Annotated in this window: 14 protein-coding genes; 5 read left to right on the forward strand and 9 right to left on the reverse strand. The window is 63.4% G+C overall.

The features are described from left to right. Positions 1-12 precede the first annotated feature (12 nt). The 6 genes from NCS67_RS24580 to fae all read right to left on the reverse strand — a co-directional run bounded on the left by NCS67_RS24580 (position 13) and on the right by fae (position 5,470). Positions 13-363 carry an STY0301 family protein gene (locus NCS67_RS24580; RefSeq protein ID WP_008347274.1) on the reverse strand — a complete coding sequence of 117 codons (351 nt, stop codon included), beginning with the start codon at positions 361-363 and terminating at the stop codon, positions 13-15. After that, positions 350-607: a BPSL0067 family protein gene (locus NCS67_RS24585; protein WP_284504156.1), complete on the reverse strand. Its 258-nt coding sequence runs from the start codon at positions 605-607 to the stop codon at positions 350-352. The genes NCS67_RS24580 and NCS67_RS24585 overlap by 14 nt, the downstream gene beginning before the upstream one ends. A gap of 389 nt (positions 608-996) precedes the next feature. Next, entirely contained in the window at positions 997-2,367 is a 1,371-nt protein-coding gene (locus tag NCS67_RS24590) for an MFS transporter (RefSeq protein ID WP_250437074.1), read from the reverse strand. A 106-nt stretch (positions 2,368-2,473) separates the two neighbouring features. After that, positions 2,474-3,913, reverse strand: a complete 1,440-nt coding sequence (locus NCS67_RS24595; protein ID WP_250436999.1) for an NAD-dependent succinate-semialdehyde dehydrogenase — start codon at positions 3,911-3,913, stop codon at positions 2,474-2,476. Then, entirely contained in the window at positions 3,910-4,947 is a 1,038-nt protein-coding gene (locus NCS67_RS24600; protein ID WP_250437000.1) for an aldo/keto reductase, read from the reverse strand. The genes NCS67_RS24595 and NCS67_RS24600 overlap by 4 nt, the downstream gene beginning before the upstream one ends. Before the next feature lie 13 nt (positions 4,948-4,960). Next, on the reverse strand, positions 4,961-5,470 hold the full coding sequence (fae, locus tag NCS67_RS24605; protein WP_008347281.1) for a formaldehyde-activating enzyme: 510 nt from the start codon (positions 5,468-5,470) through the stop codon (positions 4,961-4,963). Between the two features lie 248 nt (positions 5,471-5,718). Between fae and NCS67_RS24610 the strand changes: the two genes are divergently transcribed. The 3 genes from NCS67_RS24610 (at position 5,719) to NCS67_RS24620 (ending at position 7,604) form a co-directional block, all read left to right on the forward strand. Beyond that, positions 5,719-6,408 carry a 4'-phosphopantetheinyl transferase family protein gene (locus NCS67_RS24610; RefSeq protein WP_250437001.1) on the forward strand — a complete coding sequence of 230 codons (690 nt, stop codon included), beginning with the start codon at positions 5,719-5,721 and terminating at the stop codon, positions 6,406-6,408. A gap of 52 nt (positions 6,409-6,460) precedes the next feature. Further along, positions 6,461-7,216 (forward strand): phosphatase PAP2 family protein, encoded by a 756-nt coding sequence (locus NCS67_RS24615; RefSeq protein WP_008347285.1) that lies wholly within the window; start codon positions 6,461-6,463, stop codon positions 7,214-7,216. A gap of 64 nt (positions 7,217-7,280) precedes the next feature. Further along, positions 7,281-7,604 (forward strand): outer membrane protein assembly factor BamE, encoded by a 324-nt coding sequence (locus NCS67_RS24620; protein WP_008347287.1) that lies wholly within the window; start codon positions 7,281-7,283, stop codon positions 7,602-7,604. 66 nt (positions 7,605-7,670) lie between these two features. On the opposite strand, the gene NCS67_RS24625 is transcribed toward NCS67_RS24620, so the two are convergent. Genes NCS67_RS24625 through NCS67_RS24635 form a run of 3 tightly spaced genes read right to left on the reverse strand, consistent with a single transcriptional unit; the run spans position 7,671 to position 10,370 of the window. After that, complete coding sequence (locus NCS67_RS24625; RefSeq protein WP_008347288.1) at positions 7,671-8,531, reverse strand: ABC transporter permease; 861 nt, start codon at positions 8,529-8,531, stop codon at positions 7,671-7,673. Between the two features lie 23 nt (positions 8,532-8,554). Beyond that, complete coding sequence (locus NCS67_RS24630; protein WP_008347290.1) at positions 8,555-9,343, reverse strand: ABC transporter ATP-binding protein; 789 nt, start codon at positions 9,341-9,343, stop codon at positions 8,555-8,557. A 10-nt stretch (positions 9,344-9,353) separates the two neighbouring features. Further along, positions 9,354-10,370, reverse strand: a complete 1,017-nt coding sequence (locus NCS67_RS24635) for an ABC transporter substrate-binding protein (protein ID WP_008347292.1) — start codon at positions 10,368-10,370, stop codon at positions 9,354-9,356. 167 nt (positions 10,371-10,537) lie between these two features. Here NCS67_RS24635 and NCS67_RS24640 point away from each other — a divergent pair, with 167 nt between their 5' ends. Both NCS67_RS24640 and NCS67_RS24645 read left to right on the forward strand, forming a co-directional pair. Further along, positions 10,538-11,215 (forward strand): response regulator transcription factor, encoded by a 678-nt coding sequence (locus tag NCS67_RS24640; RefSeq protein ID WP_008347294.1) that lies wholly within the window; start codon positions 10,538-10,540, stop codon positions 11,213-11,215. Next, entirely contained in the window at positions 11,205-12,581 is a 1,377-nt protein-coding gene (locus NCS67_RS24645) for a sensor histidine kinase (RefSeq protein WP_008347296.1), read from the forward strand. The genes NCS67_RS24640 and NCS67_RS24645 overlap by 11 nt, the downstream gene beginning before the upstream one ends. Positions 12,582-12,624: the final 43 nt, after the last annotated feature.

A 12,624-nucleotide genomic window follows, 5' to 3' on the forward strand; every position in this document is an offset into this window, starting at 1 on the left:
TTCGCCTTCGCGTTACGTGCAATCGAGTTCGGCGGATCCTGGCTCGTCGATCCGATATCGGCACTCATCGACTCGCTTCTCAAGAGTGAAGTCCCGCGTTTCCTTGTTGGCGTAGACGCACTGAACGGTCACTGAGCGGCCGTGATCGTAGACGTAGCCGAGTTTCCAATAGCCCCGCTTGGCATCGCCATGATCCGCAATGAGCCGGACGTGTTCTTCAGGCTTTCCGTCGAAGGCCGCGACGTATTGGAGATGCGTGCCCGGCAACGCAGGACAGGCGATCGCTTCCGCCTTCGCGAGTCCGCTGACGCTTGCGGCGAGGAGCAATGTCGTCAGACAGGCGAGCGTCTTACTCGACGACATAGAATTTGTCTCCGTTGTTGACGTCGGAGCCTTGGCCCCAGCGCAAGATGCGCGGTCCAATGGGCTTGGGCGGATGCGCGTATTGGTCATATACCGTTACGCCGACGGGACTCTGACTGACATAGATTGCAGCGTGCCCGTGGAAGTGTCGGTGATTGTCGAATGTGGCGATGACGGTCCCCTCAACGATGTGCGGGTTGTTTTTAACAGCAGCTCCTTTTTTCCATGCAATCGTGGCCGGCAGCGACGGACATACTTGCTTGACATAGGAGACGCATCCGCCGCAATAGTCCGGGTGGCCAGTGCGACCATCGGGTGGCGCATCGTCGTAAGGACCGTGTGCGGATCATGGGGCGCATACCCAAGTGTTCAGCCGCGCCGAGGGTGAGTTCTTGTAGTTTGAACTGATATAGCTCATGGCGAAAACGATCGAGATGTTCAGAATGACGAGACTGTCAAATGACAGGAAAATCTCTGTCGGCAATGACGCGAGTCAACGTCCCGCTTCGCGCCTTGTCCTCTCGGCGCTCACCTCAAAGGTAACAACTATGTCGGACGGCCTCGACGCGTTTATTCCGAATCTGCCATGAAACGCGGCAACGTTTCCGTTGCCGCGCGTTACTGCACTTGGTCTCACCCCCCACTCGCCTCACTCAACGTCAGATGCTTCGTCTCCGGCGCCCACGCGATCGACACGATCATCCCGACGAGCAACACCGCCGCAAGCGCGAGCATCGTCATCTGCACGCCGGCCTGCGCGATCCCGATAGGCAAAAGAAACGTCCCCACCGCCGATCCCAACCTGCTGCACGCGATCGACAGTCCCACACCGCACGCCCGCGCCTCGGTCGGAAAGCACTCCGGCGGAAACACGCCGACGAGATTCGAGAATGCCGACATCGTCAGCGTGAAGACGCCGAACGCAACGATCATCCCCACATTCGCCGACGACGGCAGCACGCTCAACGCAAACAGCGACAGGCAGCACACCGCGAACGACCCGATCAGGAACGAGCGCCGCGACAGCTTGATGGTCAGCCAGATGCCGATCAGCGCACCGAGCACGAGAAAGCCATTGAGCAGCAGATCGGCGCCCGATCCTTCGGGCAGACGGATCGCCGTGAGAATGCTCGGCAGGAACGTGTAGATCGCAAAGTACGGAATCACGAGGCACACGAAAAACGCGCAATTGAAGACCGTGCGGCGAATCAGATCCGGCTTGAAGAGCCGCGCGAAGCCGCCCTTGCCCGCGAAATGCTCGCCCGTATCGGCTTCGAGCGTGACGTTCGGGCCGAAGTGCTTGCGCACGATGCGCATCGCCTCATCGACGCGGCCTTTGCCGAGCAGCCAGCGCGGCGATTCCGGCGTGCCCACGCGCATGATGAGCACCAGAAACGCCGGCACGCCGGCGGAGGCCAGCAGCCAGCGCCACGCATCGGGCGTCGCGTCGGCGTAATGCATGCCGAGCACGTTCGCGATCACATAGCCGATCGTCCAGATCACGCTGAACGAGCCGAGCAGCACGCCGCGATGCTTGCGCGGCGAGAACTCCGCGAGAATCGCATGACCGACCGCGAAATCGCCGCCCATGCCGAAGCCGATCAGCACGCGCAAGCCGACGAGCATCGCGGGCGTCGTCGCATAGAACTGCGCGAACGCGGCCGCCGTGATGATGATGAAGCTCAACAGGAAAATCTTCTGACGTCCGAGCTTGTCCGAAAGCCAGCCGAACACGAGACTGCCGAGAAAAATGCCGATCAGCGCGGATGAACCGAGCAGGCCCATCCAGAACGCATCGAGCGGAATCTGTTTGTTGAGCGACGACAGCGCATAACCGATCGTGCCGAGCGCATAACCTTCGGTGAAGTGCGCGCCGAACGTGAGGCCCGCGATCTTGATGTGGAAACGGTTCAGCGGCACATCGTCGAGCGCGACGCGATTGCGCGTCGTATCGACGGGCGCGGCGGCGCCCGGGGCGAGCGGCTGCGCGCTCAGGCTTTGCATGTCCAAGAGTATCTCCTCCACCTCGAGTGGAGCGGCGCGTCGACGCCGCAAGAAAACCGCGCACGCGATAGCGTTATGTTTCGTGCATGCGCGGTATGGCGATGATTCAGCGGCCGAGTCCGGCCATCATCATGTACTTGAGTTCCGTGTATTCATCGAGTCCGTACTTGGAACCTTCGCGGCCCAGTCCCGACTGCTTCACGCCGCCGAACGGCGCGACTTCCGTCGAGATGATGCCTTCGTTGATGCCGACCATGCCGCTCTCCAGCGCCTCCGCGACACGCCACGCGCGGCCCAGATCGCGCGTGTAGAAGTACGCGGAAAGGCCGTACGGCGTGTCGTTCGCGGCGGCGATGACGTCTTCTTCCGTCGCGAAGCGGAAGCACGCGGCGACCGGACCGAAGGTTTCCTCATCGGCGATGAGCATCGAAGGCGTGGCGTCCGCGAGCACCGTCGGCTCGTAGAACGTGCCGCCGAGCGCGTGCGGCTTGCCACCCGTCAGCACCTTCGCGCCTTTGCTCACGGCATCGGCGACATGGGCTTGCACCTTCGTCAGCGCGGCTTCGTTGATGAGCGGCCCCTGATCGAACTCGCCTTCGAGCCCGTTGCCGACGCGCAGCTTGTGCACGGCGCGCGTCAGCGTTTGCGTGAAGGCATCGTAGACGCCGTCCTGCACGTAGAAGCGGTTCACGCACACGCACGTCTGCCCGGTATTGCGGAACTTCGACGCGATCGCGCCTTGCACGGCGGCGTCGATATCGGCGTCGTCGAACACGATGAAGGGCGCGTTGCCGCCGAGTTCCAGCGACAGCTTCTTCAACGTATCCGCCGATTGCTTCGCGAGCAGCTTGCCGACGCGCGTCGAGCCGGTGAACGAGAGCTTGCGCACATCGGGCGATGCGGTCAGCGTCTCGCCGATGGCGACCACATCGCCCGACACGACGTTGAACACGCCTGCCGGAATGCCTGCTTGCTCCGCGAGCACCGCCAGCGCGAGCGCGGACAGCGGCGTTTCCTCGGACGGCTTCAGCACCATCGTGCAGCCCGCGGCCAGCGCGGGACCGGCTTTGCGCGTGATCATCGCGAGCGGGAAATTCCACGGCGTGATGGCGGCGACGACGCCGACCGGCTCGCGCGTCACGACGATCTTCGCGTTCGGCTTCGGACTCGGGATGATGTCGCCGTAGCTGCGCTTCGCTTCTTCCGCGAACCATTCGAAGAAACTCGCCGCGTAAGCGACTTCACCGAGCGCTTCGGCAAGCGGCTTGCCTTGTTCGCGAGTCAGCAGTTCGGCGAGCGTGTTGCGATTGGCGAGCATCAGTTCGCCCCAACGCTTCACGCGCGCGCTGCGTTCCTTCGCGGTCAGCGCGCGCCATGCGGGGAAGGCGCGCTTCGCGGCATCGATCGCCTGCTGCGCTTCGGCACGACCGCCGCGCGCGACGTTCGCGATGGACTCGCCCGTCGCCGGATTGCGCACGGGATACGTGCCCGCGCTTTCGCGCCATGTGCCGTCGATGTAGTGATTCGTCCGCATCAGATCGATCATGCCGCGCGCTCCATCGCTTGTTCGAACACGCCTTGCGCCGCACGCGCCTCGCGCGCGATGCGCCGCCCCGCCGTGTAGTCGTTGATGAGATCGCACGGCGTGTAGTTGCGCTCCAGCTCGTGCAGTTCGTCGTCGTCGAGCTTCGTGTCCAGCGCGGCGAAGGCGCTGTCGAATTGCGCCGGCGAATCCGCGCCGACGAGCATGGACGCAATCCCGGGACGGCTCAACACCCACCCCTGCGCGATCTGCGCGGCCGGCACGCCGCGCCGCGCCGCGACGCGCGCGACCGATGCCGCGATGTCCTGCGACGCGCGATCGCCATACATTTGCGCGGTGAAGAAATCGGTCTGGCTGCGCGTGGATTTTGCGTCGGATGTGAGCAGGCCGCGCGCGAGCGGACTGAACACGGACACGCCGACGCCCTGATCGATGCAGTACGGAATCATCTCGCGCTCTTCCTCGCGATACGCGACGTTCAACTGCAACTGCATGTTGATCGGCTTGTGCCAGCCGTGGCGCTCGCACGCCTGTATGATCTTGGCGAACTGCCACGTATACATCGTCGATACGCCGATGTAACGCGCCTTGCCCGCGCGCACGATGTCGTCGAGCGCGTGCATCGTTTCTTCGACGGGCGTGTTCACGTCGAAGTAATGCAGCATGTAGATATCGACGTAGTCCATGCCGAGACGCTTCAGGGAGCCGTCGATGCCGTCCATGATGTGCTTGCGCGAGTGGCCGCCCGCGTTCGGATGGCTCGCCATGTCGTAGCCGACCTTCGTCGTCACGACGACTTCCTCGCGCGCAACGAGCCGCTTCAGAATGCGGCCGACAACTTCCTCGCCGACGCCCGTCGAATAGAAATCCGCCAGGTCGATGAAGTTCACGCCGTAGTCGAGCGCGTGCTTCACGATCGGCTCGCTTTGCGCTTCATCGAAAATCCACGGCTTCCATTGCGGCGTGCCCATGTTCATCGTGCCGAGGCACAGGCGCGAAACCTTCAGGCCGGACTGGCCGAGACGCACATATTCCATTGTCGAAAACTCCTTACTTCTTCGGCGTGTAGAACGGATTCGACACATCGCGCGCGGCCTTGAACACGGCTTCCTTGCGCGGCAGGCCTTCCATCGCGGCGATGATCGCGTTACGGCACGCGCGATAGTTGTTCTCGAATACGGCGTCGAGATCGTCGGTTTTCGGATTGACCCAGTTCGCCGACACGACGACCCAGTCGTTCTCCGCTTCCGGCGGCAGCGTGCCGTTTTCGAGCGATTCGGCGACCGCCTTCGCGATGCCCGCCTGCGATGCGCCCCACGTCGCGTTGCCGTGGAAATCGCCGTCGATCTGCGCCTTGTTGACATAGAGCGTGAGCGGCTTGGTCGGCACGCCCGGCTGCGCGATCACGACGAACGGCGCGTGCCCGGCGGACGGCGTCGCGAGCGCGGTCGCGAAAGCCTGACCGGCCGGGCCGTTGCGCGGGCCGACCAGCACGTTGATGTGCGCGAGATTGACGCCCGGCCCTTCGAAGCCTTCGCCGATGAACAGATTCTTTTCCATTGACTCCTTCCTTGTGTCCGCGTGATGTGTGCAGTTCAACCACCGTTGCGGTGGATGTGAGGCATTCTGCGGCGGGCGTCGCGCGGGGAGGAATCGACGATTTTTGAGGACCGGATTGATGAAAGCTCAACTCGGGAATCACCCGTAGGCGGGATAAGCGTCCCATAAGCTTCCAGCGCCCAAAATGTGAGTTTGTTCTAAATGCGGATTATTCCGGCGTGAGCGCGCCGCCGGGTCCGCTGACGCACATGTCTTCCATCGATCGCATCTCCCCGCTTCCCGTCACCGATGTCGTGTGGCGCTACTACGATCTCGCCAAATCGCGCGTGCAGATCCACGAACCGCCCGCGCCCGGCGAAGTCTTTCTGTGGCTGGTGCCGAGCGAATTCCGCTTCGCATCGGCATCGAATATCGGGAACTGGCTCAGTCCCGCCGAACGAAAACGCACGCGGCTGCATCCGAATTCCGCGCTCGGGCGGCGCTTTTCCGTCGCGCGCGCGACGCTGCGGCTCGTGCTTTCGCACATGTTCCATTGCGAGCCACACGAAGTGGGCGTCGAGGACGAACCGGACGATCGCATCGTCGTGACGCATCCGCATGACGACGGCCCGGTTCACGTCGATGTCGCGTATTCGGGCATCTGGATCGTGGTCGCGGTGGCATCGGCGAGAATAGGGCTTGGCTTGACGGTCGAATCGACGGGCGCGCATGACGCTGCCGCCAGACAATCGATGTGGGACGAAGCGGCGCGCATCGGCAAGTCGCGTGCGCAGCGCGGCGACACAGACGCCGACACAGACGCCGACTGGCACGGACTCACTTTGCCGATGCCCGGCGGCATCTGCGGCGTGCTCGTCCTGGACAAGCCCGTCGCGCGCGTGCAGGCGTTCGGCTGGGAACGGCCGCTCGAAGCGGAGGGCAACGCAGCCGCGTCCTGAGCCCGCGAGCGCCGTGTAATCACGGATCGGGATCGGGAGAAAACAGGACATCATGGAATACACGGCGCTCGCACAACGCCACGCGGCCGCGATCATCGCGATCGCGCTCTTCGCCGGCCCGGCGCTCGCAGCGGTCGCGTGGGCCTTCGCCGCGCGCGGACGGCGCGCTTCCGGCGCGGCCGTCGCGGTTACGGCGGGCATCGTCAGCGCGACGGGCGCGGCGGTGTTCATCGCCATCGCGACGCGCATCGCGCATGGCACGGCGTTTTCATCGGCGGATCAGCGCATGGTCGACGCTCTGCGCGACGGCACGCCCGCATTCGCCGCGCGAGGATTCGCCGCGCTCACGCATCTCGGCGATCCCTGGTTCCTCACGCTGCTGTCGGCGCTCATGTGCGCGTGGCTGCTGCTGACGCGGCGCTTCGGTCTCGCCGTCTATTTCGCCGCGGTCACGAGCGCGGGCGGCCTGCTCAATCAGGCGCTCAAGTCGATGATGCGCCGCGACCGTCCCACCGGCGCGACCGTGCCGTTGCCCGAAAGCTTCGCGTTCCCGAGCGGACATACGTTCGGCTCGATCGTCTGCTACGGCATGTGCGCCTATGTGCTGCTGCGCCTCGCGCCGACGCGCCGCGATCCGCTCATCGTCGCGCTCGCGTGCTTCATCGTGCTGACGATCGGCGTGAGCCGCGTGGTGATGGGCGTGCATTTTCCCGGCGATGTGGTCGGCGGTTTCGCGTCGGGCGGCGCGTGGCTCGCCGCGTGCATCGGCGCGGCGGAATTCGTGCGGCGACGTAGCCGGACGCTTTAGGATTAGTTCGATTGTTCCGCGCATCCGTAGACGTTAGTTTCAGACCTTTTGCGAGGCTGAAACGATGCTCGAATCGAAAGCGTATGGCGCGGTGGCCATGGCCCTGGTGCTGATCGGTCTGAACGGATGTTCGGCCTTCGTCAAGGATCCCGATCCGCAGGAATACATGAGCCGCGTGAAGGTCGGCATGACGCGCGCGGAAGTCGAGGACAGTCTCGGCCCGCCTGACGGAAACTGGGGACCGTGGCATTCGCTGTGCACCGAATACGCGTTCAAGAAGCACGGCACCGACCGCTGGTCCGTGTATTACAACAATCAGAATCGCGTGGTCTATACGGAGCACGCGGGCTGCAACGTCAAGCGGGCGAAGGAAGTCGGCCTGCGCTGAACGCCAGAAAAGACAAACCCCACGCGCCGTGGGGTTTGTCGTTTTATGAGCCTGAAATTCGACGCGTCAGTTCGCCGTCGGCCGCCACTTCAACAGACGCTGCTCGACCGCCGTCAGCAGATAATCCGCCGCGAGCGCGACGACCGCGAGCACGATCATCGCCGCGAACACGCCGCTCGCGTTGAACGCGCCCTGCGCGGTCGAGATCAGCAAGCCGATGCCCTGCTTCGATCCGAGAAACTCGCCGACGACCGCGCCGACCAGCGCGAAGCCGAAGCTGACGTGCAGGCTCGCGAGAATCCACGAAAGCGCCGACGGAATCACGACCGAGGTCGTCACCTGGCGTCGCGATGCGCCGAGAATCTGCGCGTTCGCGATCATGTAACGGTCGGCTTCGCGCACGCCCTGGAACGCGTTCGCGAACACGACGAAAAACACCATCACGACGGCGAGCGCGACCTTCGACGCCATGCCGAGACCCAGCGCGATCACGAACACCGAGCCGAGCACGACGCGCGGAATCGAATTGGCGATCTTGATGTAGATGCTGAACACATCCGACAGCAGCTTGTTGCGGCCCAACACGATGCCGCAGAAAATGCCGCCGGCCGAACCGATCAGAAAGCCGAGAATCGTCTCTTCGAGCGTCACCCAGACTTGCGTGAGCAGCGGTCCTTGCGACGTGCCGTCGACGAACCATTCGACGATCTGATCGAAGATCGCGGACGGCATCGAGAAGAAGAACGGATCGATCCAGTGCAGGCGCGCCGAGAGTTCCCAGCCGCCGAGCACGAACACGAGCACCGCGATACGCAGCCCGATGACGAGCGCATTGCGCTGCCTGATGCGCTTTTGCGCTTCGCGTTCGACTTGCGCGAGCGTGCCGGGATCGATGCCCGAGGGCATCGTTTGTTGAGGCGTGGACATAGTGATGTTCCTTTGAGGCGGGTTCAACCGATCTGCACTTCTTCGCGCAGGTCGTGCCAGATATCGCGCGAAATTTCGATGAAGCGCGGGTGATAGCGAATCTCCGACGTGATGCGCGGACGCGGCAGGTCGATCTCGTAGACCTTCTTGAGCGTCGCGGGGCGCGCGGTCAGCACGAACACGCGGTCCGCGAGCGCGATCGCTTCTTCGAGATCGTGCGTGACGAACACGACCGAGCCCGCATTCGCCGACCAGAGCTGCAGCAATTCGTCCTGCATCAGCGTGCGCGTCTGCATGTCGAGCGCGGAGAACGGCTCGTCCATCAACAGGATTTCGGGCTTGTTGATGAACGTCTGCGCGAGCGCGACGCGCTTTCGCATGCCGCCCGACAACTGATGCGGATAGTGCTTGCCGAACTTGTCGAGACCGACGCGGCGCAGCCACGACTGCGCTTCGTCGTAAGCGGCGGACTTCGAGCGGCCGCGATACAGCGGGCCGGCTGCGACGTTGTCGAGCACCGAGCGCCAAGGAAACACGGCATCGGCCTGAAAGACGAAGCCGATGCGGGGATCGATGCCATCGACCGGCTGGCCCATCACGCGCACTTCGCCCGTCGTCGGCTTGAGCAGACCGGTAATCATGCTGAGCGTCGTCGATTTGCCGCAGCCGGTCGGCCCGACGATCGCGACGAATTCGCCCTTCGCGACCGACATGCTGAAATCGCGCAGCGCGACCGTCGCCTTGCCGTCCGGCGAGATGAAGCGGCACGATACGTGGCGCAGTTCGATCGCGGGTTGATTCGATTGATTCATCGTGAAAGCCTCACTTCGACGCGGTCGCCGTGCCCGACACGTACTCGTTCGAATACGTGCGCGCGAGATCGATATGCTTGCCCTTCACCGACGGATTGAACGCGGCGAGCACCTTCAGAACGGTTTCGGGACCGTCGGCGGGCATCTTGCCGTCCTTCGTGAACATCGGCAGCGAGGCTTTCAGCGCGCCCACGTACAGGTCCTTGTTCTTCGCGTAATAGTCCTTCGGCATCTTCTCGGTGATTTCTTCGGCGCTATGCGTCGCGATGAAATTCAGCGTCTTCGCAAACGCGCGCGCGAGCTTCGCGGCTTCGGGCTTGTGCGCTTCGGCCCACGCGCGCTGCACGTAGAAGCTCGACGCCGGATACGTGCCGCCGAGCGCGGCGCGCGTGCCTTCGAGCGTGCGCATGTCGACGAGCACCTTCGCCTCGCCGGTCTTGAGCAACTGCGAGACGGTCGGCTCGGTCGTCATGCCCGCATCGATGCGCTCCTGCTTGATCGCTGCGATGAAGCTCGCGTCCGCGCCCACCGGCAGCAGCGTGTATTCCTTCGACGTGACGCCCGCGCGCTGCGCGAGATATTGCGTCAGAAAGCTCGTCGACGAGCCGAGGCCGGTCACGCCGAGCGTCTTGCCTTTCACGTCGGCCATGCTCTTGATCTTGTCGGCCTGCTTCGTCGAGACCAATTCGACTTCGCCCGGCACCTGACCGAAGATCACGAGCGCCTGGACTTCCTTGCCCTTGCTTTGCAGATCGATGGTGTGATCGTAGAAGCCGACGACGCCTTGCACCGCGCCGGCCAGCAATTCGTTCTCGGCATCGACGCCCGCGGGTTGCGACAGGATCTCGACGTCGAGCCCTTCGTCCTTGAAATAGCCGAGTTGCTCGGTGAGCTTCGCGGGCAGATAGATGATCTTGGTTGCGCCGCCGACCATGATCGAAATCTTTTCGGCGTGAGCGGATACGGAAGCGGCGGCGAGGGCGAAAGCGATACCGGACACAGCAGCGATCTGGCGCAGAGTACGCATCAGGAGTCTCCTTAATGTGGGCCGTGAAGTTGGGAATGGCCCGCTTTTTCAGTTGTGCGGCGATTATAGGAACGCGAAACCTTCTGCCAGCTTTCTGCGACGATGCGAAATCATGGGTGTTAACCCGATGCTTCATCGTTCGTCGAAGCCAATACAATCGCGCCACCATGAAACTGCTGTTGATCGAAGACAATCCGACGCTTTCGCTCTGGCTCGCGAAGATGCTGGAACAGGAGTCGTTCACGCTCGAAACCGTGCAGGATGGCGAATCCGCCGATCAGCTCCTGCGCGCAAATCTTTACGACGTCGTGTTGCTCGACCTGAACCTTCCGCGTCTTTCCGGCAAGAACGTGCTGCGCCGCATGCGTCAACGCGGCGACGCAACGCCGGTGATGATCCTCACGGCGAGCGGTTCCATCGACGAGAAGGTGGAGTTGCTCGGCGCGGGCGCGGACGATTACCTGGTGAAGCCTTTCGAAGTGCGCGAGCTCGTCGCGCGCGTGAAGGTGATGATCCGGCGGCGCAGTTCATCGACGGCGAACGAGGTGTCGTGCGGCGATCTCGTGTTCGATATCGACACGCGCCAGTTCACGCTCAAAGGCGCGCCGCTCAACGTGACGCCGCGCGAACGCAGCGTGCTCGAAGCGCTGATCCTGCGTCTCGGCAAGACGGTGTCGAAGGCGTCGCTGCTCGATACGATCTTCACGCACGAAGACAGCCCGAGCGAAGACGCGCTCGAAATCTACGTCTCGCGGCTGCGCAAGAAGCTCGATGGCAGTTCGGCGGCGATCGTCACGCTGCGTGGTCTCGGCTATCTGCTGCGCAAAAAGGACGATGACCAATAGCCTGCGCGTCCGTCTTCTATGGTGGCTGCTCGTGCCGCTCGCGATCTACGTGTTCGTGACAGGCAAAGCCGCCTACGACAACGCGCGCCACACCGCCGATCTCGTGCAGGAGAACACGCTGCTTGCATCGGCGCGGATGATCGCGGGCGAGGTCGAATGGTCGGACGGACGCTTGCTCGTCGATATTCCGCCGGCCGCGCTCGAAGTGTTCGCGTCGCCGCAGGGCGATCAGGTGTTCTACAACGTGAGCGTCGACGATGGCCGTCTGCTCGCTGGCGTGCCCGATTTCCCGACGCGCGACGCCGCCGGCCACGACGCGCCCGATTACTACGACGCCGATCTCCACGGCAAGCCGATACGCGCCGTCGGCTTCGTGCGCCAGATGTACGACAACGGCGCGATTCGCCGCGTGCTGGTGTCGGTCGGCAAGACGCAGGCTTCGCGCGATGCGATGGTGCGCGAGCTATGGCGTCCGCAGCTCGTGCGGCAGATCGAGATGGTGTTGCTGGCCGTGGCGCTCGCCTGCATCGGACTGACGTTCGAGCTGCGGCCGCTTCTGAAGGTGAAGAAAGAAGTGATGGACCGCGATCCGATGCAGCTCGAGCCGCTGCGCGTGGAGCGCTTGCATACGGAGTTGCGGCCGATCGTCGATGCGATCAATCAGTGCATCGCGCGGCTCGGGCTTCAGGTCGCGGCGCAGCGGCGTTTCATCGCGGATGCGGCGCATCAGTTGCGCACGCCGCTCACGCTGCTGGAGACGCAATTGCAGTTCGCGCGGCAGCATCGCGCGATGGAGCCGTCGCTGAATGAAACGCTCGCGGCGATGCAGCGAAGCAATCGTTCGATGGTCGGTCTCACAAACAAGCTGCTGCTGCTCGCGCAGGCCGAAGCCGCGGACTACGCGCAACTCGCGCGGCAGAAGGTGGATCTTGCCGCCATCGCGCAGGACGTGATCGAGGATCTGGCGATGTTCGCGCAGAAGCGCGAGATCGATCTCGGCGCGGAGCTGGTTGAATCGGCGTGGATCATCGGCCATGAAGGGTTGTTGTCGGCGCTCGTGTACAACGTCGTCGAGAATGCGATTCGCTATACGCAGCCGGGCGGGCACGTGACCGTTGCCGTCATGCGCGATGCGCAACGCGTGACGCTCACCGTCATCGACGATGGCCCCGGTATTCCCGCCGAAGCGCGCAGTCGCGTGTTCGAGCCGTTTTATCGCGCATCGGCGGATACGGAAGGAACCGGCCTCGGCCTCGCGATTGCGAAGGAGATCGTGCAGGCGCATCGCGGGCAGATCGTGCTGGCGCAGCGCGAGCATCCGGATCGTGGGGTGGTCGTGACGGTGCGCTTCACGCATCTTTCGTAAATGCTATGGAATGACCAAACGAATTTCACCGCTGCTTTGAAAA

It is taken from the genome of Caballeronia sp. ATUFL_F2_KS9A, assembly GCF_023630765.1.
Classification (GTDB): Bacteria; Pseudomonadota; Gammaproteobacteria; order Burkholderiales; family Burkholderiaceae; genus Caballeronia; species Caballeronia zhejiangensis.